Source organism: Pseudomonas sp. GM84 (genome assembly GCF_000282535.1).
Lineage (GTDB): Bacteria > Pseudomonadota > Gammaproteobacteria > Pseudomonadales > Pseudomonadaceae > Aquipseudomonas.
On the sequence record NZ_AKJC01000134.1, the window covers coordinates 1 to 22977 of the forward strand.

The 22977-nt window shown below is 63.5% G+C and carries 21 protein-coding genes and 1 pseudogene; 13 read left to right on the top strand and 9 right to left on the bottom strand.

All coding sequences use genetic code 11. The features are described from left to right. Nucleotides 1-34: 34 nt before the first annotated feature. Together PMI38_RS11805 and PMI38_RS11810 are read right to left on the bottom strand one after the other, a co-directional pair. Nucleotides 35-232 carry a YbdD/YjiX family protein gene (locus PMI38_RS11805; protein ID WP_008094130.1) on the bottom strand — a complete coding sequence of 66 codons (198 nt, stop codon included), beginning with the start codon at nucleotides 230-232 and terminating at the stop codon, nucleotides 35-37. Between the two features lie 13 nt (nucleotides 233-245). Next, the gene (locus tag PMI38_RS11810; RefSeq protein WP_008094132.1) at nucleotides 246-2312 is read right to left on the bottom strand and encodes a carbon starvation CstA family protein; all 2067 of its coding nucleotides are present in this window, start codon (nucleotides 2310-2312) and stop codon (nucleotides 246-248) included. A gap of 166 nt (nucleotides 2313-2478) precedes the next feature. Here PMI38_RS11810 and PMI38_RS11815 point away from each other — a divergent pair, with 166 nt between their 5' ends. Together PMI38_RS11815 and PMI38_RS11820 are read left to right on the top strand one after the other, a co-directional pair. Next, the gene (locus tag PMI38_RS11815; RefSeq protein WP_008094133.1) at nucleotides 2479-2841 is read left to right on the top strand and encodes a PilZ domain-containing protein; all 363 of its coding nucleotides are present in this window, start codon (nucleotides 2479-2481) and stop codon (nucleotides 2839-2841) included. 263 nt (nucleotides 2842-3104) lie between these two features. After that, complete coding sequence (locus PMI38_RS11820) at nucleotides 3105-4622, top strand: nucleobase:cation symporter-2 family protein (RefSeq protein WP_008094135.1); 1518 nt, start codon at nucleotides 3105-3107, stop codon at nucleotides 4620-4622. Nucleotides 4623-4802: 180 nt separating this feature from the next. On the opposite strand, the gene radA is transcribed toward PMI38_RS11820, so the two are convergent. Continuing rightward, on the bottom strand, nucleotides 4803-6170 hold the full coding sequence (gene radA, locus PMI38_RS11825; RefSeq protein ID WP_008094137.1) for a DNA repair protein RadA: 1368 nt from the start codon (nucleotides 6168-6170) through the stop codon (nucleotides 4803-4805). A gap of 177 nt (nucleotides 6171-6347) precedes the next feature. Between radA and mscL the strand changes: the two genes are divergently transcribed. Next, on the top strand, nucleotides 6348-6767 hold the full coding sequence (gene mscL / locus PMI38_RS11830; RefSeq protein ID WP_008094139.1) for a large-conductance mechanosensitive channel protein MscL: 420 nt from the start codon (nucleotides 6348-6350) through the stop codon (nucleotides 6765-6767). A 33-nt stretch (nucleotides 6768-6800) separates the two neighbouring features. On the opposite strand, the gene PMI38_RS11835 is transcribed toward mscL, so the two are convergent. Next, nucleotides 6801-7577 (bottom strand): ferredoxin--NADP reductase, encoded by a 777-nt coding sequence (locus PMI38_RS11835; RefSeq protein ID WP_008094142.1) that lies wholly within the window; start codon nucleotides 7575-7577, stop codon nucleotides 6801-6803. A 207-nt stretch (nucleotides 7578-7784) separates the two neighbouring features. Between PMI38_RS11835 and PMI38_RS11840 the strand changes: the two genes are divergently transcribed. Beyond that, nucleotides 7785-8492, top strand: coding sequence for an autoinducer binding domain-containing protein (locus tag PMI38_RS11840; protein WP_008094144.1), 708 nt, complete (start codon nucleotides 7785-7787; stop codon nucleotides 8490-8492). A 97-nt stretch (nucleotides 8493-8589) separates the two neighbouring features. Then, a complete protein-coding gene (locus PMI38_RS11845) occupies nucleotides 8590-9714 on the top strand; it encodes a methyltransferase (RefSeq protein ID WP_008094146.1) in 1125 nt (374 codons plus the stop codon). A 116-nt stretch (nucleotides 9715-9830) separates the two neighbouring features. Here PMI38_RS11845 and PMI38_RS11850 read toward each other — a convergent pair whose 3' ends face one another. From PMI38_RS11850 to PMI38_RS11860, 3 genes are read right to left on the bottom strand one after another with little or no spacing between them, the layout of a single operon-like run. Beyond that, nucleotides 9831-9986 (bottom strand): DUF2474 domain-containing protein, encoded by a 156-nt coding sequence (locus PMI38_RS11850; protein WP_008094148.1) that lies wholly within the window; start codon nucleotides 9984-9986, stop codon nucleotides 9831-9833. Between the two features lie 10 nt (nucleotides 9987-9996). Then, complete coding sequence (gene cydB / locus PMI38_RS11855) at nucleotides 9997-11004, bottom strand: cytochrome d ubiquinol oxidase subunit II (protein ID WP_008094149.1); 1008 nt, start codon at nucleotides 11002-11004, stop codon at nucleotides 9997-9999. 3 nt (nucleotides 11005-11007) lie between these two features. Beyond that, a complete protein-coding gene (locus PMI38_RS11860) occupies nucleotides 11008-12444 on the bottom strand; it encodes a cytochrome ubiquinol oxidase subunit I (RefSeq protein WP_008094151.1) in 1437 nt (478 codons plus the stop codon). A gap of 343 nt (nucleotides 12445-12787) precedes the next feature. Here PMI38_RS11860 and PMI38_RS11865 point away from each other — a divergent pair, with 343 nt between their 5' ends. The 5 genes from PMI38_RS11865 (at nucleotide 12788) to PMI38_RS11885 (ending at nucleotide 18152) form a co-directional block, all read left to right on the top strand. Next, nucleotides 12788-14008 carry an MFS transporter gene (locus PMI38_RS11865; RefSeq protein ID WP_008094154.1) on the top strand — a complete coding sequence of 407 codons (1221 nt, stop codon included), beginning with the start codon at nucleotides 12788-12790 and terminating at the stop codon, nucleotides 14006-14008. Between the two features lie 284 nt (nucleotides 14009-14292). After that, complete coding sequence (locus PMI38_RS11870; protein ID WP_008094156.1) at nucleotides 14293-15588, top strand: NCS2 family permease; 1296 nt, start codon at nucleotides 14293-14295, stop codon at nucleotides 15586-15588. Further along, nucleotides 15585-16670 (top strand): tRNA (uridine(54)-C5)-methyltransferase TrmA, encoded by a 1086-nt coding sequence (gene trmA, locus PMI38_RS11875; RefSeq protein ID WP_008094158.1) that lies wholly within the window; start codon nucleotides 15585-15587, stop codon nucleotides 16668-16670. Before PMI38_RS11870 ends, trmA begins: the two co-directional genes overlap by 4 nt. 53 nt (nucleotides 16671-16723) lie before the next feature. Next, nucleotides 16724-17623, top strand: coding sequence for a LysR family transcriptional regulator (locus PMI38_RS11880; protein ID WP_008094160.1), 900 nt, complete (start codon nucleotides 16724-16726; stop codon nucleotides 17621-17623). A gap of 103 nt (nucleotides 17624-17726) precedes the next feature. Next, on the top strand, nucleotides 17727-18152 hold the full coding sequence (locus tag PMI38_RS11885) for a cupin domain-containing protein (protein ID WP_008094161.1): 426 nt from the start codon (nucleotides 17727-17729) through the stop codon (nucleotides 18150-18152). 137 nt (nucleotides 18153-18289) lie between these two features. Here PMI38_RS11885 and pcaG read toward each other — a convergent pair whose 3' ends face one another. Both pcaG and pcaH read right to left on the bottom strand, forming a co-directional pair. Next, complete coding sequence (pcaG, locus tag PMI38_RS11890) at nucleotides 18290-18895, bottom strand: protocatechuate 3,4-dioxygenase subunit alpha (protein WP_008094162.1); 606 nt, start codon at nucleotides 18893-18895, stop codon at nucleotides 18290-18292. Between the two features lie 10 nt (nucleotides 18896-18905). After that, a complete protein-coding gene (pcaH, locus tag PMI38_RS11895; protein WP_008094164.1) occupies nucleotides 18906-19625 on the bottom strand; it encodes a protocatechuate 3,4-dioxygenase subunit beta in 720 nt (239 codons plus the stop codon). 187 nt (nucleotides 19626-19812) lie between these two features. Between pcaH and ypfJ the strand changes: the two genes are divergently transcribed. From ypfJ to PMI38_RS27900, 3 genes and pseudogenes are all read left to right on the top strand, one after another. Then, nucleotides 19813-20703: a KPN_02809 family neutral zinc metallopeptidase gene (gene ypfJ / locus PMI38_RS11900; RefSeq protein ID WP_008094166.1), complete on the top strand. Its 891-nt coding sequence runs from the start codon at nucleotides 19813-19815 to the stop codon at nucleotides 20701-20703. Nucleotides 20704-21093: 390 nt separating this feature from the next. Then, nucleotides 21094-22023: pseudogene (locus PMI38_RS27895) on the top strand (methyl-accepting chemotaxis protein); the annotation flags it as partial. Then, entirely contained in the window at nucleotides 22015-22878 is an 864-nt protein-coding gene (locus PMI38_RS27900) for a methyl-accepting chemotaxis protein (protein WP_443216390.1), read from the top strand. The pseudogene PMI38_RS27895 and the gene PMI38_RS27900, both read left to right, overlap by 9 nt. The last annotated feature ends 99 nt before the right edge of the window (nucleotides 22879-22977 follow it).

The window sequence follows — 22977 nt, forward strand, 5'->3', positions numbered from 1 at the left end:
GGCGATGAGGCCGGGACAGGCTGAAACTACAGGCTCAACAACACTTCGGCCCGGACTTGCCACCGTAACGCGCTTCCTGGCGTTCGCGGAAGAACGCCTCGTAGCTCATCACCGGCTTGTCCGGGTGCTTGGTCTGCATGTGCTCGACATAGTTGTCGTAGTCGGGCATGCCGACCATCAGGCGGGCTGCCTGCCCCAGGTACTTACCCAGTCGACCCAGGTCGTTGAACATCGCAGCAGTCCTCTCAAGCGTCAGGCAGGGCCTGGAACGGGGTTTCCTTGTCGGTACGCTCTTTGCGGCCGAGGGCGGCGTAGCCAACCTTGACGGCGAAGAACAGCACGCTGAACACCACAATCAGGAACAGCACGGTCAGGCCGGCGTTGGTGTAGGCGTTGAAGATCACATGCTGCATCTGCCCGATGTCCTTGGCCGGGGCCAATACCTGGCCGGCGTCCAGCGCGGTGCTGTACTTCTTGGCCAGGGCCAGGAAGCCAACGGCCGGGTTCGGGTCGAACAGCTTGATCAGGCCCGCAGTGGTGGTGCAGATCAGCAGCCACACAGCCGGCAGCAAGGTGACCCAGACGTAGCGCTGGCGCTTCATCTTGATCAGCACCACGGTGCCGAGCATCAGGGCGATACCCGCCAGCATCTGGTTGGAGATGCCGAACAGCGGCCACAGGGTGTTGATGCCGCCCAGCGGGTCGATCACGCCCTGGTACAGCAGGTAGCCCCACAGGGCCACGCAGCCGGCAGTGCCGATCAGGTTGGCGGTCCACGACTCGGTGCGCTTCAGGGCTGGCACGAAGCTGCCCAGCAGGTCCTGCAGCATGAAGCGGCCGGCACGGGTACCGGCGTCCACCGCGGTAAGGATGAACAGGGCTTCGAACAGGATCGCGAAGTGGTACCAGAAGGCCATGGTGTTTTCACCCGGCAGCACCTGGTGGAGGATCTGCGCGATACCCACCGCCAAGGTCGGCGCACCGCCGGCACGGGCCAGGATGGTGTGTTCGCCGATGTCGCGGGCGACCGCCTCCAGTTGCTCAGGGGTGATCAGGAAGCCCCAGCTGCTGACCGTTTGCGCCACCGAAGCGACGTCGGCCCCGACCACGGCGGCCGGGCTGTTCATGGCGAAGTACACGCCCGGCTCGATCACCGATGCGGCGACCATGGCCATGATGGCGACGAACGATTCCATCAGCATGCCGCCGTAGCCGATGTAACGGGCGTTGGTTTCGTTGTCCAGCAGCTTCGGCGTGGTCCCCGAGGAGATCAGCGCGTGGAAGCCGGACACCGCACCGCAGGCGATGGTGATGAACAGGAACGGGAACAGGGTGCCTTTCCATACCGGGCCGGTGCCGTCGGTGAACTGGGTCAGCGCCGGCATTTTCAGCTCGGGCATGGTCACCAGGATGCCGACAGCCAGGGCAATGATGGTACCGATCTTGAGGAAGGTCGACAGGTAGTCACGCGGCGCCAGCACCAGCCAGACCGGCAGTACGGCAGCAACGAAGCCGTAGCCCACCAGCATCCAGGTGATCTGCACGCCGGTGAAGGTGAAGGCCGGGCCCCAGACCGGATCCGCGGCGATCTGGCCCCCCAGCCAGATCGACGCCAGCAGCAGCACCACGCCGACCACCGAGATCTCGCCGATGCGGCCCGGGCGGATGTAGCGCATGTAGATGCCCATGAACATCGCGATCGGGATGGTCGCCATCACCGTGAACATGCCCCACGGGCTCTCTGCCAAGGCCTTGACCACGATCAGCGCCAGCACCGCGAGGATGATGATCATGATCAGGAAGCAGCCAAACAGGGCGATGGTCCCCGGGATGCGGCCCATCTCCTCGCGCACCATGTCGCCCAGCGAGCGGCCGTTGCGGCGGGTGGACAGGAACAGGACCATGAAGTCCTGTACCGCACCGGCCAGCACCACGCCGGCGATCAGCCACAGCGTGCCGGGCAGATAGCCCATTTGCGCGGCAAGTACCGGGCCGACCAGCGGGCCGGCGCCGGCGATGGCGGCGAAGTGGTGACCGAAAAGAATGTGTTTGTTGGTCGGGACGTAGTCCAGGCCGTCGTTGTTGAGCACCGCGGGGGTGGCTCGGCGTGGGTCCAGTTGCATCACCTTGGTGGCGATGAACAGGCTGTAGTAGCGATAGGCGACCAGGTAGATGGCAACCGACGCGACCACGATCCACAAGGCATTGATCGCCTCGCCGCGACGCAGGGCAACCACACCCAGCGCGCAGGCCCCTATGACTGCCAGCGCCAACCACGGAATGTGGCGTAGCAGGCTATTATTGTTGTTCATGGTTTAGTTCCAGCTGGTGGATTGGAAAAGACCGCCCATCGAGTCTAGGGCGAGTCATCGCGCATTGCCACACTTGCTTGGGTCTAGAGCCTCTGCGTCCAGATTGCGGTACCTGATGCACATAACCACTAACTATAGTCAGGATGTGTCACCCGAGGACCCGCCCATGAGCGATCACGACGAACGCAGGCGCTTCCAGCGCATCGATTTCGACGCCCCCACCGAACTGCGCCAGGGCGATCGCCGCTGGCCGGTAAAATTGCTCGACCTGTCGCTGAAAGGCCTGCTGATCGAGTGCCCCAGGCCCTGGGATGCCGACCTGACCCAGGATTTCGATGCAATCATCCACCTCGACCGCGACGTTCGCGTGCAGATGCAGGTGGAATTGCGCCATGAAGAGCCCACGCGGCTGGGCTTCGTCTGCCTCTACATCGACATCGATTCGATGTGTCATCTGCACCGTCTTGTGGAATTGAACGTGGCCGACAGCACCGAAATGATGCGGGAACTGCGCGAACTCATCGAATAATGGAATCTCTTAGCTAGCTAATAGCTTTCCCACCTTGTGTTTCTTGTCTACCCAGACAGCTTTAAGCCTGGGTAGCCGCACTTTGTACACACCCCTCTAGCACAGCATTTAAAGACTTGGTACGCGATCTGCATTGCCTCTCGGGACGCACTACCAGGTCGCCTGTACGCGCTCCGATCAAAATATTGTATACAATTCTTGTGGCAATCATTTGTAGGAAGTGTCTACAGTAGCGGCACAACAATAAACAGCGAGCCTGCTCAATGACTACGTCCCCTAGCACGTCTCCCGCCAAGCGCCCCGAGGATGAAAACCTCGGGCTTGGCGCCAACCTGGCTTATGGTCTGCAACACGTACTGACCATGTATGGCGGGATCGTCGCGGTACCCCTGATCCTCGGGCAGGCTGCAGGCCTGAACGGTGCCGAAATCGGCATGCTGATCGCCGCCTCGCTGTTTGCCGGTGGCCTGGCCACGCTGTTGCAGACGCTGGGTCTGCCGTGGTTCGGTTGCCAGTTGCCGTTGGTACAAGGTGTGTCGTTCGCAGGGGTTGCGACCATGGGTGCGATTCTCAGCAGCGAGGGCGGTGGTGGCCTGCCTGGCGTGCTGGGCGCAGTGATGGCCGCCTCGCTGATCGGCTTCTTGATCACCCCGGTGTTCTCGCGCATCACCAAGTTCTTCCCGCCGCTGGTGACCGGCATCGTCATCACCACCATCGGCCTGACCCTGATGCCCGTGGCCGCACGCTGGGTGATGGGCGGCAACAGCGCCTCGCCAGAGTTCGGCAGCATGGCCAACATCGGCCTGGCGGGGTTGACCTTCGCCATCGTGCTGCTGCTGAGCAAACTGGGCAGCGCAACCATCTCGCGGCTGTCGATTCTGCTGGCCATGGTGATCGGCACGCTGATCGCCTGGGCACTGGGCATGACCGACTTCAGCAAGGTCGCCGAAGGCCCGATGTTCGCCTTCCCCACGCCGTTCCACTTCGGCATGCCGACCTTCCACATCGCGGCGATCCTGTCGATGTGCATCGTGATCATGGTGACGTTGGTGGAAACCTCGGCCGACATTCTCGCCGTGGGTGAGATCATCGAAACCAAGGTCGACTCCAAGCGCCTGGGCAATGGCCTGCGCGCCGACATGGCGTCGAGCATCCTGGCGCCGATCTTCGGCTCCTTCACCCAGAGCGCCTTCGCCCAGAACGTCGGCCTGGTGGCCGTGACCGGGGTCAAGAGCCGCTATGTGGTGGCCACCGGTGGTGTGATCCTGGTGGTGCTCGGCCTGCTGCCGGTGATGGGCCGGGTGATTGCCGCGGTCCCCACCCCGGTACTGGGCGGCGCAGGCATCGTGCTGTTCGGCACCGTGGCGGCCAGTGGCATCCGCACCCTGTCAAAGGTCAACTACAAGAACAACGTCAACCTGATCATCGTCGCCGCCTCGCTGGGCTTCGGCATGATCCCGATTGCCGCGCCGACCTTCTACCACCACTTCCCGAACTGGTTCGAGACCATTTTCCACTCCGGCATCAGCTCGGCGGCGATCATGGCCATCCTGCTGAACCTGATCTTCAACCACTTCACCGCCGGCAACTCGGACCAGCAGTCGGTGTTCGCCGCAGGCTACGAGCGCACCATCCAGTACTCGGACATTTCGTCGCTGCGTGATGGCGACTATTTCAAGGATGGCAAGCTGTTCGATGCCGAGGGCAACGAGGTGCCAGTGATGGAGATGGACGAGCAAGGGAACGCGACGCCCAGGCGCAGTGCGGTCGCCGAGCATTGACCGCTGACTGAGCGGTTACGCGGGGGAGCCGATGCGCATCGTCGGCTCCCCTTTTTGTTTGTCTGCACTGGCCTCTTCGCGGGACAAGCCCGCTCCCACAGGAACTTCACATCTTCCAGGGCCTGTGGTGTCCCTGTGGGAGCGGGCTTGTCCCGCGAAGAGGCCGGTACTGACAACGGATTACTCGAACAAGGCATCCAACGCCTGTTCCAGCCGGGTCACGGCAATCACCTGCAACCCCGCCGGCGGCTCCTTCGGCGCATTGCCCTTGGGCACGATGGCCCGCTTGAAGCCATGCTTGGCCGCTTCCTTCAACCGCTCCTGCCCGCTCGGCACCGGTCGCACCTCACCCGAAAGACCGATCTCACCGAACACCAGCAGCCCATGGGCCAACGGCCGGTTGCGCAAGCTGGACATCACTGCCGCCAGCAAGGCCAGGTCGGACGCGGTCTCCAGCACCTTCACCCCGCCTACCACGTTGAGAAACACATCCTGGTCGTGGGTGGGAATGCCGCCATGCCGGTGCAGCACGGCCAGCAGCATGGCCAGGCGGTTCTGGTCCAGGCCCAGGGTGACCCGCCGGGGGTTGGCCAGGTGGCTGTCATCTACCAGCGCCTGCACTTCCACCAGCATCGGCCGGGTGCCTTCCCAGGTGGCCATGACCACGCTACCGGGCACTTCTTCCTGGGCACGATTGAGGAAGATCGCCGAAGGGTTGGAAACCTCCTTCAGCCCGCGGTCGGTCATGCCGAACACGCCCAGTTCGTTGACCGCGCCAAAGCGGTTCTTCACCGCCCGCAACAGGCGCAGACGGCCATCGGACTCGCCTTCGAAATACAGCACGGTGTCGACCATGTGCTCCAGCACTCGCGGGCCGGCCAGGGAGCCTTCCTTGGTGACGTGGCCAACCAGGAAGATCGCCGTGCCGCTCTGCTTGGCATAACGCACCAGCAACGCCGTGCTCTCGCGCACCTGGGCCACGCCACCGGGCGCCGACTGCAGCTGCTCGGTGAAGATGGTCTGGATCGAGTCGATGACCATGACCCGCGGCTTCTCCAGCCGCGCCGTGGCGATGATGGTTTCGATACAGGTTTCGGTCATCACCTTGAGCTGATCCTGCGGCAGACCCAGGCGCCGTGAACGCATGGCCACCTGCTGCTGCGACTCTTCACCGGTGACATACAAGGCCGGCATGCCCACAGCGATGTTGCACAGGGTCTGCAGCAGGATGGTCGACTTGCCGATGCCGGGATCGCCACCGATCAGCACCACCGAGCCATCGACCAGGCCCCCGCCGAGCACGCGGTCCAGCTCGGTACTGCTGGTGGTGAAACGGGGAATTTCCTCGACGCTGACCTCGGCCAAGGTCTTGATCTGCGCCTGCTGCCCGGTCCACCCGGCACGCCCGCTGGGCGCGGCGGCACCGGCGCTTTCGATCATGGTTTCGACCAGGGTGTTCCAGGCCCCGCATTCGCCGCACTGGCCGGCCCATTTGGGGAAGGTCGCGCCGCATTCGGTGCAGCCATACAAGCGCTTGGCTTTGGCCATGGGCAGGTTCTCCTGGAAAAAACCGCCATGATAGCCGACACAGACGTGTCTCGAACGCGCCGGAAGGCGACAAAACTATTCGTTCTAAGCGCAGTCACTACCCCTGAAGATCACGCATGAAGCGTTTTAGTGGCTTACACTGCGATAACCTCACCATTTGTTACAAAGGAATCGAACATGGGCATGATCAGTGAGTTCAAGGCCTTCGCGGTCAAAGGAAACGTCGTCGACATGGCGGTCGGTATCATCATCGGCGCGGCCTTCGGCAAGATTGTCTCCTCCTTCGTCGGTGACGTGGTCATGCCACCCCTGGGGCTGCTGATCGGTGGCGTGGACTTCAGTGACCTGGCCATTACCCTGAAGGCAGCCGAAGGCGATGCGCCCGCCGTGGTGGTGGCCTATGGCAAGTTCATCCAGACGATCATCGACTTCCTGATCGTGGCATTCGCCATCTTCATGGGGGTGAAAGCGATCAACAAGCTCAAGCGTGAGGAAGCCGTGGCGCCTAGCGTGCCACCTGCGCCGACCCCGCAGGAAACACTGCTGACCGAGATTCGCGACCTGCTCAAGTCGCAGAACCAGAACCGGTTGCCCTGACGTGACGGGGGGCGCCTCGCGCGCCCCCCGGTATCACCAGTAGTTTTCGACCGCCACCTGCCCTGGGCGCTTGCTCAGGCTCAGTTGCAAGTCGCGCGCCTTGAGCACCTTGCGCGTGTCGTCGATCATCTCGGGGTTACCGCAGAGCATGATCCGCGAATGCTCGGGCGACAGCTCCAGCCCCGCCGCTTTCTCCAGCTCGCCATTCTCGATCAGGGTGGTGATCCGCGCGCTCAAGGCGCCGGGGTGAGCTTCACGCGTCACCACCGGAATGAACTGCAGCTTGCCGGCAAACTCGGCCAGGTAGTCGCGCTGCTCCAGCCCGGCGATGTCATCCACATACGCAAGCTCCTTCGCCTCGCGCACCGAATACACCAGCTTGATGTTGTCGAAGCGCTCCCAGGCCTCGAAGTCCTGCAGGATCGACATGAACGGCGCGATGCCGGTGCCGGTCGCCAACAGCCACAGGTCACGCCCGCCGACGAAGCGATCGAGGGTCAGGAAGCCGAACGCCTGGCGGTCGATCAGCAACGTGTCGCCCTCGCCCAGGCGGCTCAGTTCGCTGGTGAACTCACCGCCCGGCACGACGATGGAGAAGAAGTCGAGAAACTCGTCATGGGGTGCGCTGACCATCGAGTACGCGCGCCAGACCACACTGCCATCCGCCTTGGTCACACCCAGCCGAGCGAACTGACCGGAACGAAAACGGAAGCCTGGGTCGCGCGTGACCCGCAGGCTGAACAGGTTGGGCGTCAACGGCTGGACGTCGAGCAGGGTCTGGCGGGTGAACTTGTCGGCGCTGGCGGTCATGTGGGGCTCCAAGAAATGCATGCGCCAAGTGTCGCGCAAAGCGGCCAGGATAAAAACCGCTGGAGTGTAAGGTCACAGAAAGTCGAACGTACGGTTTTCACAAAAACCGTGCGCTCTATAACAAAAAAACCCAACGCAATAGTCGGGCATTTCCTACAATTGGCCGGTGTACAAAAAGTTTGGATCCCACCAGCGAGGATGTGACAGATGCTTCTCTGGAATCACGAGCATCTCCATCAGTTGATGAGTGAAAGTGCGCCACAGAGAATGTTCGACCTGGCAGTGCAGCTTGCACAGGGCCTGGACATGACATTCCTGGGCCTCAAGCTGCGCCTGCAACTCGCCGCTCAATCGCCCAAGGTGTTTCTCTACAGCAACTATCCACAGGAATGGATCGAGCGCTACCAGCACGATGAATTCTACAAACTGGATTCGGCGGCGAATTGTAGCCATACCTCGACCATGCCTGTGCTGTGGACCGACGACCTGTACCGTGAAGCCCCACAATTTCGTGAGCTAGCCTGCGAGCACGGCTTGCGTCACGGCTGGACCCAATCGCTGCACGACCTGCAGCACAATGAAAGCCAGATCAGCATTGCCAGACCGCTGGGTGAGGTCAGCACAGCCGAACTCTATGACAAGGCCGGCAAGGTGCAGTGGTTGTGCCACACCTTGCACGCGGTCATCAGCGAACATCATCTGAGCAAGTTATGCTCTCCGGTACCAAAGATGACCGAGCGCGAACTGGAAGTGCTGAAATGGTCCGCAGCGGGAAAGACCGCCGCCGATGTCGCCTGCATCCTGTCCCTGTCGCAAAGCACGGTGAACTTCCATATCCGTAGCGTCATCGCCAAGACCAATGCCTCCAACAAGGCGGGCGCCATCGCCATCGCCGCCCTTCGCGGGCTGATCTGACAGCCATTTCTGCGACCTGGCGCAAAGCCCTGTAGAATCGCGTACCCAAACCCGTGGCGATCCGCCGACGGGCAGATCCGTACCCGAGCCAGACGCCATGCCCCTGTTGACCACCCCCTACGCCGAACTCGACCTGATCCGCCAGCCGGACCAGGCCAACGACCCTCTGCAGGCTTTCGATGCCGCCGACGAGTACCTGCTCGAGCAGTTGCATGCACAAGCGCCGGGGGCGGCGTGCCGGGTGCTGGTGCTCAACGACAGCTTTGGCGCCCTGGCCGCCAGCCTTGAGGGCCACTTGCAGGTGGTCAGCAGTGGCGACTCGCACCTGGCCCGCATGGCCCTGGAGAAGAACCTGGCGCGCAACGGCAAGGCGTTCGACAGCGTGCCGTTCGTACCGGCCAGCGAACACTGGCAAGGCCCCTTCGATCGGGTTCTGGTTCGCGTGCCCAAGACCCTGGCCCTGCTCGAAGAGCAGCTGATCCGCCTGCAAGGGCACCTGGCGCCCGGTGCGCAGGTGATTGCCGGGGCCATGATCAAGCACCTGCCACGGGCCGCAGGCGATCTGCTGGAGAAGTACATCGGCCCGGTCCAGGCCTCGCTGGCGCTGAAAAAGGCACGCCTGCTGACCGCCACGCTGGCCGAACGCCCGGCCGCCGTTTCGCCCTACCCGAGCCGCTACCGCCTCGACTCGCCGGCCCTGGAACTGGTCAACCACGCCAACGTGTTCTGCCGTGATGGCCTGGACATCGGCACCCGCGCCTTCCTCCCGCACCTGCCGCGAGACCTGGGCAATGCCCGCGTCGCGGACCTGGGTTGCGGCAACGGCGTGCTGGCCATCGCCAGTGCCCTGCTCAATCCGCAGGCCCACTACACCCTGGTGGACGAGTCGTACATGGCCGTGCAATCGGCGCAGGAAAACTGGCAGGCCGCGCTGGGTCAGCGGGAGGTGACGGTGCTGGCGGGCGATGGCCTGGCGGGGGTGGAGAAGCAGTCGCTGGACGTGGTGCTGTGCAACCCGCCGTTCCACCAGCAGCAGGTGGTCGGCGACTTCCTCGCCTGGCGCATGTTCCAGCAGGCGCGCGAGGCGCTGGTGGTGGGCGGTGCACTGTATATCGTCGGTAACCGTCACCTGGGCTACCACAGCAAGCTGGCGCGGCTGTTCCGCGGGGTGGAGCAGGTGGCGGCGACGCCGAAGTTCGTGATTCTCAAAGCCCGCAAGTAGTATTCGAGGGCCCTATCGCCGGCAAGCCGGCTCCCACAGGTACCCCACAAGGTTCAAGCATTGTGAGTTACCTGTGGGAGCCGGCTTGCCGGCGATAGGGCCACTGCAGAACAGCGTTAGTGAGTAGTGAGCCCGGCCGCGCCCATGAACAGCCGCATCACATAGGCCGCCACACCCAGGGCCGCCACGCTCATCGCCCAGATCAGCAGCAGCCAACCCAGTCGCTGCCACAGCGGTTTCTTCTCATCCAGGCCATGTTTGCCAGTCATCATGTGCCCTCCTCTAGTGATAGCCGTCTTCGTGGGTGACCTTGCCGCGGAACACGTAGTAGCTCCAGAAGGTATACCCGAGAATGAACGGCAGGATGAACAAGGTGCCCACCAGCATGAAGCCCTGGCTCTGCGGCGGTGCGGCCGCATCCCAGATCGAGATCGACGGTGGAATGATGTTCGGCCAGAGGCTGATGCCCAGACCACTGTAGCCAAGGAAGATCAGCACCAGGGTCAGCAGGAACGGCGTGTAATGGGCATTGCGCGCCACCGCCTTGAGCAGGCCGTAGAAGGTCACCAGCACCAGGATCGGCACCGGCATGAACCAGATCAGGTTAGGCATGCTGAACCAGCGATCGGCGATCTGCGGGTAGGCGATGGGCGTCCACAGGCTGACGATGCCGATCACCACCAGCAGCACCAGGGCCAATGGCTTGGCCAGGTCATGCATCTGCTGCTGCAGCGGCCCTTCGGTCTTCATGATCAGCCAGGTGCAGCCCAACAGGGTGTACGCCACGATCAGCCCCAGCCCGCTGAACAGGCTGAATGGCGTCAGCCAGTCGAGCGTGCCACCGGCGAAGTGGCGGTCCACCACCTTGAAGCCCTCGATGAACGCGCCCAGGGCAACGCCCTGGAAGAAAGTCGCGATCAGCGAGCCCCAGATGAACGCCTTGTTCCAGATATGGCGCTTGTGGGCCTTGGCCTTGAACCGGAACTCGAACGCCACGCCGCGGAAGATCAGGCCGATCAGCATGAGGATCAACGGCAGGTACAACGCTTCGAGCACCACCGAGTAGGCCATCGGGAAGGCGCCGAACAGGCCGGCACCCCCGAGGATCAGCCAGGTTTCGTTGCCGTCCCACACGGGGGCGACGGTGTTCATCATTACATCGCGGTCCTGCTCACCCTTGACGAAGGGGAACAGCATGCCGATGCCTAGGTCGAAGCCATCCATCACGACGTACATCATGACGCCGAAGATGATGATCACGGCCCAGATCAGCGGAAGGTCGATACCCATGACTCAGTTCTCCTTGCTCAGGCTGGGGGCCTTGGACTCGTGGCCATCATCGGCGGCGGACAATGGCCGTGCCGGTGTGCGTTTCTGGCCGGGGCCACCTGGCGTGTGCTCATCGCCCTCACCGGTTTTCGGCCCTTTGCGCACCAGGCGCATCATGTAGCCAAGGCCGGTCCCGAACAGGGCGAAGTACACCACCACGAACGCCACCAGGGTGAAGCCGAGCTGGACGTAGCTATGGTTGGAAACCCCCTCTGAAGTGCGCATCAGGCCGTACACCACCCAGGGCTGGCGGCCCACTTCGGTGGTGAACCAGCCGGCCAGAATGGCCACCAGGCCCGATGGCCCCATCCACAGGGTCAGGTACAGGAACGGACGCGAGCTGTACAAGGTGCCGCGCTTGCGCAGCCACAGGCTCCAGAGGCCGACGAAGATCATCAGCATGCCCAGCCCGACCATGACCCTGAACGACCAGAACACGATGGTCGAGTTGGGCCGGTCCTCAGGCGGGAATTCCTTCATCGCCGGCACCTGCTGGTCCAGGCTGTGGGTAAGGATCAGGCTGCCAAGCGCCGGAATCTCCAGCTTGAAGTGCGTGGTTTCGGCCTTCATGTCGGGGATGCCGAACAGGATCAGCGGGGTTGGCTCGCCGGGCACGTTCTCCCAGTGGCCTTCGATCGCGGCAATCTTCACCGGCTGGTGCTTGAGCGTGTTGAGGCCGTGGAAGTCACCGATCACGGCCTGGACCGGGGCGACGATCAGGGCCATCCACATGGCCATCGACAGCATCTTGCGAATCGCCGGGTTGTCACGCCCGCGCAGCAGGTGCCAGGCGGCCGACGCACCGACGAAGAAGGCCGTGGCGACGAACGCGGCAGTGGCCATGTGCATCAGGCGGTAGGGGAACGACGGGTTGAAGATCACCGCCAGCCAGTCCACCGGGACCACGCGGCCGTCGATGATTTCGTGGCCCTGCGGGGTCTGCATCCAGCTGTTGGAGGCCAGGATCCAGAAGGTCGACACCAGCGTACCCAGCGCCACCATCACTGTCGCGAAGAAGTGCAGGCCGCGGCCTACGCGATTCCAGCCGAACAGCATGACGCCGAGGAAACCGGCTTCGAGGAAGAAGGCAGTCAGTACTTCATAGGTGAGCAACGGCCCGGTGACGGCGCCGGCGAAGTCGGAGAAGCGACTCCAGTTGGTGCCGAACTGATAGGCCATGACCAGGCCTGAGACCACGCCCATGCCGAAGTTGACGGCGAAGATCTTCGACCAGAAGTGATAGAGGTCACGGTAGACCTGGTTGTGGCTCCTCAGCCAAAGGCCTTCGAGGACTGCCAGGTAGCTCGCCAAGCCAATGGTGATGGCTGGGAACAAGATGTGAAAGGACACGGTAAATGCAAACTGGATTCGGGCGAGATCTAGGGCCTCTAAACCGAACATAGTGCTTCCTCTTCAGATAATCCGGCGTCCGGGCGTATCGCCCTGGCGCCTACTGCCCCCACGTGTATCGAGTGCGGCGCGTTGGAATTGTTCTGTGCAATCGCAGGGAATCGGGCCCGAAGGCCAATCGTTAGATTTGGAACGATTGATCCAGATCAACGATTGCTAGGAAGCATAGTCCCGAATGGCCCGCCGGGACGTGTGGTTGATTGCCGCGTGACCCGTTGCCCCACCCCCTGTTACAGCGCCTGAAAAAGTGCCGATCCCGGCAAACAGTAACGGTTTGTTACAAACAGATGATACGCTGCCGAGCCCTCTACTGCGCCGATGCCACAGGTTTGCGATGTCCGACTCCACACCGCAGTTGTTACGCCAGCACCGCCCGTTCATGGCCTTCTGGCTGGCCCGTGTGTTCACCGCCAGCGGCTTCCAGATGCTCACCGTGGCGATTGGCTGGCACCTCTACCAACTGACCGGCAATGTGCTGGATCTGGGTTTGGTCGGCCTGGTCGAATTCGCCCCGCGGGTGCTGTTCATGCTGCACACCGGGCATGTCGCCGACCGCTATGACCGGCGCAAGGTAGCGGCCCTGTGCCAGACCCTGCAGGGGCTGATCGCGCTGGTGCTGGCGGTGGGCAGCGCCACCGACAACGTCAGCCGCGAGCTGATCTTCGGCCTGGCCTTCCTGCTCGGCGCGACCCGTTCGTTCGAGATGCCGGCGACCCAGGCACTGCTGCCCAATGTGGTGCCGCCGGGGCTGTTTCCACGGGCGGTGGCGGCGTCGGCTTCGGCGACCCAGGCAGCCACCATCGTCGCCCCGGCGGTGGGCGGTTTCCTGTATGCCTTCGGCAGTATCTGGGTGTATGGCCCGACCGTGGCGCTGTACGCCATTGCCTGCGTGCTGATGCTGAGCCTGGACTCGCGCCAGCAAGTGCCCCAGCGTGGCCGCGCCAGCCTGGAGTCGCTGCTGGCCGGGATCCGCTTCATCCGCAGCCGGCCGGACATCCTCGGGGCGATTTCCCTCGACCTGTTCGCCGTGCTGCTGGGGGGCGCCACGGCGCTGCTGCCGGTGTTCGCCAAGGACATCCTGCTCACCGGCCCCTGGGGCCTGGGCCTGTTGCGCTCGGCACCGGCGGTGGGAGCATTGCTGATGTCGTTGTGGCTGGCGCGCTTCCCGGTTGAACGCAAGGTAGGCCGTACCATGTTCACCGCGGTCGGGGTGTTCGGCGTGGCGACCATCGGGTTTGGGCTGTCGACTTCGTTCTGGTTCTCGCTGGCGGTACTGGTGGTGCTGGGCGCGGCGGACATGATCAGCATGGTGATCCGCGGTGCCTTCGTGCAGTTGGAGACACCGGATGAGATGCGGGGGCGGGTCAGTGCGGTGAATGGGTTGTTCATCGGGGCTTCGAACCAGCTCGGCGAGTTCGAATCCGGGGTCACGGCGCACTGGTTCGGGACGGTGCCGGCGGTGGTGCTGGGGGGTGTGGGCACGCTGGTGGTGACGGGGGTGTGGATAAAACTGTTCCCGAGCCTGGCCAGGCGGGACCGGTTGCACAGTGGCTGATGCGGGGTTTCCGCTGGCCTCTTCGCGGGACAAGCCCGCTCCCACAGGTACAACACTGTTCTTGAAAACTGCGCTGTACCTGTGGGAGCGGGCTTGTCCCGCGAAAGGGCCTGTATTGATTCACGCAATGCCGCCTCCCCAACGGCCATAGGCCCCCGCCATCCATGCTGGTATGATGCGCGGCTTTTTTCCTCCCCACACAAAACCACGGCAACCGGTACGGTCTGTGCTTTGCTGATGGGGTCGATACATTCACGGCGCCGGGGGCGCCTTGGGGAGCGGGCATGCTGGAAAGGCTGTTTCAACTAAGAGCACACAACACCAATGTGCGCACCGAGATTCTTGCGGGCGTCACCACCTTCCTGGCCATGGCCTACATCCTGTTCGTCAACCCGAGCATCCTCGGCGAGACCGGCATGGACAAAGGAGCGATCTTCGTCGCCACCTGCCTGGCTGCGGCCATCGGCTCGACGACCATGGGCCTGATCGCCAACTACCCGATCGCCCTGGCGCCGGGCATGGGCCTGAACGCCTTCTTCACCTACACGGTGGTCCTGCACATGGGCCACACCTGGCAGGTGGCGCTGGGCGCGGTGTTCCTGTCGGCTGTGATGTTCTTCCTGCTGTCGATCTTCCGCATCCGCGAATGGATCGTGAACAGCATCCCGCTGCCCTTGCGCTCGGCCATCGCGGCCGGTATCGGCCTGTTCCTGGCGCTGATCGCCCTGCATAACGCGGGTATCGTCGTCGATAACCCGGCCACTCTGGTGGGCCTGGGCGACCTCAAGCAACCGGCACCGATCCTCGCCACCCTGGGCTTCTTCCTGATCGTCGGCCTCGAGTCGCTGAAAGTGCGCGGTGCGGTGCTGATCGGCATCCTCGCCGTCACCGTCGCCTCGATCGCGATGGGCGTGACGCCGTTCGGCGGCATCGTCTCCATGCCGCCATCGCTGGCCCCGACCTTCCTCCAGCTGGACATCGCCGGTGCCCTGGACGTGGGCCTGGTGAGCGTGATCTTCGCCTTCCTGTTCGTCGACCTGTTCGACAACTCCGGCACCCTGATCGGCGTGGCCAAGCGCGCCGGCCTGATGGGCAAGGACGGTCACATGCCGAAAATGGGCCGTGCCCTGATCGCCGACAGCACCGCGGCCATGGCCGGCTCGCTGCTGGGCACTTCGACCACCACCAGCTACATCGAGTCGGCCGCAGGCGTGAGCGCCGGTGGCCGCACCGGCCTGACCGCCATCGTGGTCGCCGCGTTGTTCCTGCTGGCGCTGTTCTTCGCCCCGCTGGCCGGTAGCGTGCCGGCCTTCGCCACCGCCCCGGCGCTGCTGTTCGTCGCGGTGCTGATGGCCTCGGGCCTGGCCGAAATAAACTGGGACGACGTCACCGAAGCCGCGCCTGTGGTGGTGACGGCCCTGGCCATGCCGCTGACCTATTCGATCGCCAACGGCATCGCCTTCGGCTTCATTTCCTGGACCGCCGTCAAGCTGATCTCCGGCCGCCACCGCGACCTGAACCCGGCACTGGTGATCCTTTCCATCCTGTTCGTGATCAAGCTGGGCTGGTTCAACGCATGAGTGCCGTCTTCGACCCAAGCACCTACGACGCGCAATTGCAGGGCAAAGTCGCCCGCCTGCGCGAGCTGCTGGCCCCCTTCGGTGCGCCGGAGCCGGCTGTTTTCGACTCGCCGCGCGAGCACTATCGCCTGCGCGCCGAGTTCCGCCTGTGGCGTGAAGACGGCCAGCGCCACTACGCGATGTTTGCCCCTGGCGAGAAACACAAGGCGATCCTGATCGACGATTTCCCGATCGCCAGCGAGCGCATCAACCAACTGATGCCGCGCCTGAAGGCGGCCTGGCAGGCCAGCGAGGAACTGAGCAACCGTCTGTTCCAGGTGGAGTTCCTCACCACCCTGGCGGGCGATGCGATGGTCACGATGTGCTACCACCGCCCGCTGGACGAAGCCTGGGAAGTGGCCGCGCGGCAGCTGGCCGAAGAGCTGGGCGTCAGCCTCATCGGCCGTTCCAAGGGCAAGCGCCTGGTCATCGGCCGCGACTACGCCGTGGAGAAACTCGACGTGGCCGGCCGGGTGTTCAGCTATCGCCAACCGGAAGGCGCGTTCACCCAGCCCAACGGCGCGGTGAACCAGAAGATGCTGACCTGGGCGTTCGAGGCCATCGGCGATCGCGATGACGACCTGCTGGAGCTGTACTGCGGCAACGGCAACTTCACCTTGCCGCTGGCCACCCGCGTGCGCCAGGTGCTGGCCACCGAAATCAGCAAGACCTCGGTCAATGCCGCCCTGAGCAACCTCGACGAGAACGCGGTGGACAACGTGCGCCTGGTGCGCCTGTCGGCCGAAGAGCTGACCCAGGCGCTGAACGAGGTTCGCCCGTTCCGCCGGCTGGAAGGCATCGACCTGAAAAGCTACGCATTCGGCACGGTATTCGTCGACCCGCCGCGTGCCGGCATGGACCCGGACACCTGCGAACTGACCCGTCGCTTCGAGCGTATCCTGTATATCTCGTGCAACCCCGAGACCCTGGCGCAGAACATCGCCCAGCTGCAAGATACCCACCGAATCGAACGCTGCGCGCTGTTCGACCAGTTCCCGTATACCCATCACATGGAAAGCGGGGTGCTGCTGGTTCGGCGCTGATCCGTGTTGCCGTGGGGCCTCGCTGGCCCCATTGCACGCGGCCAGGAGAATTGATGGACCCGTTCAGTGCCATGCAAACCTTCCGCCGGGTCGTCGACCTCGGCAGCTTCAGCGCCGCCGCCAGCCAGGCGGGCGTGTCGCACACCGTACTGTCCCGCCAGGTGAAGCACCTGGAACGCCACCTCGGCACACAACTGCTCACCCGCACTACCCGCCGCCTGCACCTCACCGAAGCCGGTGCGCTGTTCTATCGCCATTGCGTGCAGATCCTCGAACAGATGCAGGCCATGACCCTGGAACTGTCCGAGCACCAGCAACAGCCCAGCGGCACCCTGCGCCTGGGCGTGGCCACGGCCTTTGGCGAGCTGGAACTGGGACGCTGGTTGCCAGACTTCATCGAGCGCCATCCGCTGCTGCAGATCGAACTCAACTGCAGCGATCGCTTTGTCGACCTGCTGGAAGAGGAAATCGATGTCTGCCTACGGGTCACCGACCACCTGCCGGACTCCAGCCTGGTGGCGCGCCGGCTGGCGAGCAGCGAGGTGCTGCTGGTGGCAGCCCCGCGCTATGTCGAGCGCCACGGCATGCCCACTACGCCCGAGGAACTGGCCAACCATCCCCTGCTCGGCTACAGCCAGCTGCTGCACCCGCAGCGTCTGCAACTGACGGGTGCCGATGGCGAACAGCGCGGCATCCTCATGCCTCGACGCCTGAGCGCAAATTCGCCGATGGCCCTGCGGGCTGCTGCCATCGGTGGGCTGGGCATTGCCAGCTTTGACCGGTTCATCGTGCACGATGCCCTGCAGGACGGGCGGCTGGTGCCGGTGCTGGAAAACTGGAAGCTGCCAGCGCGCAGCCTGTATGCGGTTTATCCACAGAGCCGCTATCTGGCGCCCAAGGTGCGGGCGTTGCTGGAGTACGTGCAGGGGTACTACGCGCAACCCAGGTGGTGACTTGTGCTAAATACGCACAAGTCATGGCTTACTTGGCACGTATTTGTGCGCTGCTTGTTTGATTAGTCTTCGTTGCACAGTCATTCAACGAAGGAGCTCCACCATGAAAGCAGTCATCGCGGGCTTGATGCTCAGCACCCTGGCCATCGGCATCCAGGCGGCGGAAAAAACCATTGCGGTCACGGACAGTGCGGCATTGAAGTGGCAGGACGTGCCCAATACCCAAGGCGCCGTCAGCTACGCCAATGTCGAAGGCGATATCTTCGGCAAGGGGCCTTACTCGGCCTACGTGAAGTTCAGGAAGGGCACTGACAACGGGCTGCACCAGCATAGCCAGACATTGCCGACGGTGGTTCTGGGTGGGACCTTCTATGCGGTGATCGATGGCAAGCGCACCGAATTTCCGGCGGGCTCTTACTACAAGCTGCCAGCCGACCTGGTGCATGAAAGCGGTTGTACAGCGGCAGCTGATTGTCTGTTGTTCCAGTATCAGGCCGATGCTTTCGACCTGAAACCTGTGAAAGGCTGAGATCCTGGGGCTGCCTTGCAGCCCAATCGCTGGCAAGCCAGCTCCTACAGACACACCACAGTGCTCAAGGCCGGCTAGGCCCCCTGTGGGAGCCGGCTTGCCGGCGATTGGGCCGCAAAGCGGCCCCAGGCTCCCCATCAAAAGTCGAAGAACACCGTCTCCCCTTCCCCCTGAATCCGGATATCGAACCGATACGCCGTCTTCCCATCCACTTCGCAACGCTTGGCGATCAGCGTCTCACGCCGTTGCGGCTGCTCGATCAGGTTAAGCACCGGGCACTTGGCATTGGCCTCTGCCTCGTCATCGAAATACAACCGCGTATGCAGGTGAATGTTGATACCCCGGGCAAACAGGCTGAGGTTGATGTGCGGCGCCATCGGCACACCCGCGGCATTCTTCACCACACCCGGCTTGACCGTATGCACGGTCCATTCGCCGGCATCAAACGTCGTGGCGGTGCGGCCGAAGCTGTTGAAGGCGTTCTCCAGGTTGTAGGCATCCTGGTACTGGCCATCGGCATCGGCCTGCCAGATTTCCAGGAACGAATCGCGCACCAGGTGGCCGTTGCCGTCATACACCTGGCCGATCAGCAGAATGTGCTCGCCCGGTGCGTCCGGCTTGGCCAGACGGTTCCAGATTTCCTGGTCGCGGGTCGGGTTGCCGGCGGCCTCCAGGGCCAGGCCGATGTGCACGTAGGGGCCGGCAGTCTGCGAGGGGGTTTCCGGCAGCAGTTCGATTGGCATGGCGGGGTCCTCAGCAGTTCTCGAAGTGGGTCTTGCGCTGGCCGCGCAGCACGATGTCGAAGCGGTACGCCAGGCAGTCCATGGGGTTGGCATTGCTCATGTCGAGCTTGGCGATCAGTTGCTGCACCGCTTCGGGGTTGGCGATCGACTTGACGATCGGGCACATCGGAATCAGCGGGTCACCTTCGAAGTACAGCTGGGTGATCAGTTTGGTGGCGATCGACGGGCCGCTGATGGCGAAGTGGATATGCGCCGGGCGCCAGTCGTTCGGGCCGTTGCGCCATGGGTATGGACCGGGCTTGATGGTGCGGAAGCTGTAGTAGCCGTCGCGGTCGGTCAGGCAACGGCCGACACCGCCGAAGTTCGGGTCCAGCGGCGCCAGGTAGCGGTCGTTCTTGTGACGGTAGCGGCCACCGGCATTGGCCTGCCACATTTCCACCAGGGTGTTGGGCACCGGCTTGCCGTACTGGTCGACCACCCGGCCGGCGACGATGATGCGCTCACCGATCGGCAGGCCACCGTTGTTGAAGTTCAGCAGCAGGTCATGGTCATGGGCACCGAAGCCCAGGTGGGTAAAGTCCGGCCCGGTGGTTTCGCTGATCGACTGCGGGATGCTGACCAGCGCCTGGCGCGGCGAGCGGGCAATCGAGGTCTTGTAGTCAGGCGTCAGGGCCTTGGGGTGCCAGTTGCGATCACGGATCACGAAGCGGCTGGTGTCCTGGGCGGGCATGCCGATTTCCTCTCTTGGAATTATCAGAGCGCCTGGGCTTGGCAGGCGGACTTGCAGTTTCGGTTAGGTCGTGTGGGATGAATATTGAATTCAAGCGCGTCAGGCATAACCAAATGGTTATGAATTAGTACCTTTGCCGAGGGTGAACTAATCTTTTACTTCCTGTTTCAAGCTCTGGAGAGCCCTCATGGAATGGCGAAAAGGCCGACGCAGCGACAATGTGGTCGATGCCCGCGGTGAAGGTGGCGGCGGTGGCGGCGGCATGCGCTTTGGCGGCGGCAAGGGGCTGGGGCTTGGGGCGATCCTGCTGATCGTCGGCATCGGCTGGCTCACCGGCCAGGACCCCCTGCAGATCCTCGGCCAGCTCACCGGTCAGATGCAGCAGCAACAGCAGGCTCCGGCTGGCGTGGAGAACAAGGCACCGGCGGCCAACGACGAGCAGGCGCAGTTCGTCGCCTCGATCCTGGGCGACACCGAAGACACCTGGAAGGCCCTGTTCTCCCAGGCCGGCAAGCAATACCGCGACCCCAAGCTGGTGCTGTTCAGTGGCCAGGTGAATTCCGCCTGCGGCTTCGCTTCGGCAGCCGTGGGCCCGTTCTATTGCCCGGCGGACCAACGGGTGTACCTGGACATGTCGTTCTTCCGTGAGATGGAAACCCGCTTCGCCGCCGCCGGCGATTTCGCCCAGGCCTACGTGATCGCCCACGAGATCGGCCACCACGTGCAGACCCTGCTCGGCGTGTCGGCCAAGGTCGACGCCGCGCGTCGCAATGGCCAGCGCATGGAAGGCGACAACGGCTTGCTGGTGCGCCAGGAATTGCAGGCCGACTGCCTGGCCGGGGTCTGGGCCTTCCAGGCACAGCAGCGCCTGAACTGGCTGGAGCCGGGTGATGTCGAGGAGGCACTGAATGCCGCCAATGCCATTGGCGATGACCGCCTGCAGCAACAGGGCCGGGGGCGTGTGGTACCCGACTCGTTCACCCATGGCACTTCGCAGCAACGCGTGCGCTGGTTCAAGGCAGGGTTTGCCCAGGGTGAGGTGAACAGCTGCGATACCTTCAGTGCGCGCAGCCTTTGATATTGCCGGGGCCGCGCTGCGGCCCATTCGCGGGGCAAGCCCGCTCCCACAGGGATATCTGCACAGTCATGAGGTCAGTGGCTCACCTGTGGGAGCGGGCTTGTCCCGCGAAAAGGCCAGTGAGCAAATCTCCTGAAAAAGCGTTTCAGCTTCCCTCCCCCTTGCCGATAACCCCTGCACGATTGAGCGGGCATCCAGAACAACAACGCCTCGCGATCGAAGATCAAGTGAGCGAAATTTTTCTGGAGAGCGTGCATGAACAGCTGGTTCGCCAATATCAGCGTCAACCTCAAACTCGGCCTGGGCTTCGGCCTGGTGCTGGTCCTCACCGGCCTGCTGGCCCTGACCGGGTGGACCAGCCTGGGCAGCCTCATCGACCGTAGCAACTGGATGGGTGATATCGCCCAGCTCAACAAAGACCTGACCGACCTGCGAATAGCGCGCCTGCAATACATGATCGCCAACGGCGACGAGGCTACCGCTGCCAATACCCAGGCCAAGCTCGATGCCTTCAGCAAGCAGCAGGCGTACCTGGCCAGCACTTTCAAGAGCCCGGACAACGTCAAGCTGCTCAAGGAGCTGGGGCAGACCATCAGCGAGTACAAGGTATCGCTGAACAAGATGCGTGCCGGTTACCAGAGCTCGCAAGCCGCCCGCGACGCGATGAACCTGTCCGCCAGCAAGGCCGACGACGCCATGGATGCCCTGAGCCAGAACGTCATGTCGCGTGCCGAGGCCGACAGCGTGCGCCTGGCGCAGTACCAGCTGATCAGCAAGGCGCGCCAGCAACTGCTGCAGGTGCGCATCGACGTGCGCGGCTACATCGCCGACAACAGCGCGGCCAACGAACAGGCGGCGCTGCGTCAGCTGGAAGCGGCGCTGGTGGAAATCGACGAGCTCAAGCGCCAGTTGCCGGCCGAGGCCACGCGAGTGCAGCAGTTCGAACAGTCGGTACTGGCCTACCGTGACGCCGTGCGCCAGTTCCGCGATGCGGTTGCCGAAATCACTACGGCCCGTGCGGAAATGACCGTGCAAGGCGCCGATATCGTCAAGCGCAGCGATGCGCTGTACAAGATCCAGATTGAGCGCCGCGACGCCGAGAGTATCCAGGCCCGCAGCCTGCAGACCATCGCCACGCTGCTGGCCTTGCTGGCCGGTGTCCTGGCAGCCGTTCTGATCACCCGGCAGATTACCGGCCCGCTGCGCGACACCTTGAAGGCGGTGGAGCGGATCGCCGGCGGCGACCTCACCCACGATCTGCGGGTTACCCGCCGCGACGAAATCGGCGTGCTGCAGCAAGGCATCGCGCGCATGGGCACGACCCTGCGCGATCTGATCAGCGGCATCCGCGATGGTGTCACCCAGATCGCCAGCGCCGCCGAGGAGCTGTCAGCGGTGACCGAGCAGACCAGTGCCGGCGCCAACAGCCAGAAGGTCGAGACCGACCAGGTCGCTACCGCGATGCACGAAATGGCCGCCACCGTTCAGGAAGTGGCGCGCAACGCCGAGCAGGCTTCGCACGCCGCCACCGGTGCCGATGACGAGGCCCGCGCGGGCGATCGCGTGGTCGGTGAAGCGATCAATCAGATCGAACGCCTGGCCGAGGAAGTGCACCGTTCCACCGAAGCGATGAACCTGCTGCAGCAGGAAAGCCAGAAGATCGGCAGCGTCATGGATGTGATCAAGTCGGTGGCCGAACAGACCAACCTGCTGGCGCTCAACGCCGCGATCGAAGCGGCCCGCGCCGGCGAGGCCGGCCGGGGCTTTGCCGTGGTGGCCGACGAAGTGCGCGGCCTGGCCCAGCGCACCCAGAAGTCCACCGAGGAAATCGAGGAACTGGTCGCCAGCCTGCAGCACGGCACCCAGCAAGTGGCCAATGCCATGCACGGCAGCCGCACCTTGACCGACAGCAGTGTGGAACTGGCGCGCAAGGCTGGGGCTTCGCTGGAGAGCATCACCGGTACGGTGTCGAGCATCCAGTCGATGAACCAGCAGATCGCGGCGGCGGCCGAGCAGCAGAGCGCGGTGGCTGAAGAGATCAGCCGGAGCATTTTGAATGTGCGGGATGTATCGGAGCAGACGGCAGCGGCCAGTGATGAGACGGCGGCGTCGAGCGTAGAGCTGGCGCGTTTGGGTGGGCAGTTGCAGATGTTGGTGAGTCAGTTCCGCGTCTGACCTCCCGATAGCATTCGCGGGGCAAGCCCGCTCCCACAGAGTTGATGCAGTTTCTGAAATCTGCACCCTGCCTGTGGGAGCGGGCTTGTCCCGCGAATG

Coding starts and splice junctions, on each gene's coding strand:
- PMI38_RS11810 (WP_008094132.1), bottom strand. CDS start 2,312: ATGAACAACAATAATAGCCTGCTACGCCACATTCCGTGGTTGGCGCTG.
- PMI38_RS11865 (WP_008094154.1), top strand. CDS start 12,788: ATGTCCGACTCCACACCGCAGTTGTTACGCCAGCACCGCCCGTTCATG.
- PMI38_RS11835 (WP_008094142.1), bottom strand. CDS start 7,577: ATGACCGCCAGCGCCGACAAGTTCACCCGCCAGACCCTGCTCGACGTC.
- mscL (WP_008094139.1), top strand. CDS start 6,348: ATGGGCATGATCAGTGAGTTCAAGGCCTTCGCGGTCAAAGGAAACGTC.
- PMI38_RS27900 (WP_443216390.1), top strand. CDS start 22,015: ATGGGCACGACCCTGCGCGATCTGATCAGCGGCATCCGCGATGGTGTC.
- ypfJ (WP_008094166.1), top strand. CDS start 19,813: ATGGAATGGCGAAAAGGCCGACGCAGCGACAATGTGGTCGATGCCCGC.
- PMI38_RS11845 (WP_008094146.1), top strand. CDS start 8,590: ATGCCCCTGTTGACCACCCCCTACGCCGAACTCGACCTGATCCGCCAG.
- PMI38_RS11880 (WP_008094160.1), top strand. CDS start 16,724: ATGGACCCGTTCAGTGCCATGCAAACCTTCCGCCGGGTCGTCGACCTC.
- pcaG (WP_008094162.1), bottom strand. CDS start 18,895: ATGCCAATCGAACTGCTGCCGGAAACCCCCTCGCAGACTGCCGGCCCC.
- PMI38_RS11820 (WP_008094135.1), top strand. CDS start 3,105: ATGACTACGTCCCCTAGCACGTCTCCCGCCAAGCGCCCCGAGGATGAA.
- PMI38_RS11885 (WP_008094161.1), top strand. CDS start 17,727: ATGAAAGCAGTCATCGCGGGCTTGATGCTCAGCACCCTGGCCATCGGC.
- PMI38_RS11815 (WP_008094133.1), top strand. CDS start 2,479: ATGAGCGATCACGACGAACGCAGGCGCTTCCAGCGCATCGATTTCGAC.
- radA (WP_008094137.1), bottom strand. CDS start 6,170: ATGGCCAAAGCCAAGCGCTTGTATGGCTGCACCGAATGCGGCGCGACC.
- PMI38_RS11860 (WP_008094151.1), bottom strand. CDS start 12,444: ATGTTCGGTTTAGAGGCCCTAGATCTCGCCCGAATCCAGTTTGCATTT.
- cydB (WP_008094149.1), bottom strand. CDS start 11,004: ATGGGTATCGACCTTCCGCTGATCTGGGCCGTGATCATCATCTTCGGC.
- trmA (WP_008094158.1), top strand. CDS start 15,585: ATGAGTGCCGTCTTCGACCCAAGCACCTACGACGCGCAATTGCAGGGC.
- PMI38_RS11870 (WP_008094156.1), top strand. CDS start 14,293: ATGCTGGAAAGGCTGTTTCAACTAAGAGCACACAACACCAATGTGCGC.
- PMI38_RS11805 (WP_008094130.1), bottom strand. CDS start 232: ATGTTCAACGACCTGGGTCGACTGGGTAAGTACCTGGGGCAGGCAGCC.
- pcaH (WP_008094164.1), bottom strand. CDS start 19,625: ATGCCCGCCCAGGACACCAGCCGCTTCGTGATCCGTGATCGCAACTGG.
- PMI38_RS11840 (WP_008094144.1), top strand. CDS start 7,785: ATGCTTCTCTGGAATCACGAGCATCTCCATCAGTTGATGAGTGAAAGT.
- PMI38_RS11850 (WP_008094148.1), bottom strand. CDS start 9,986: ATGATGACTGGCAAACATGGCCTGGATGAGAAGAAACCGCTGTGGCAG.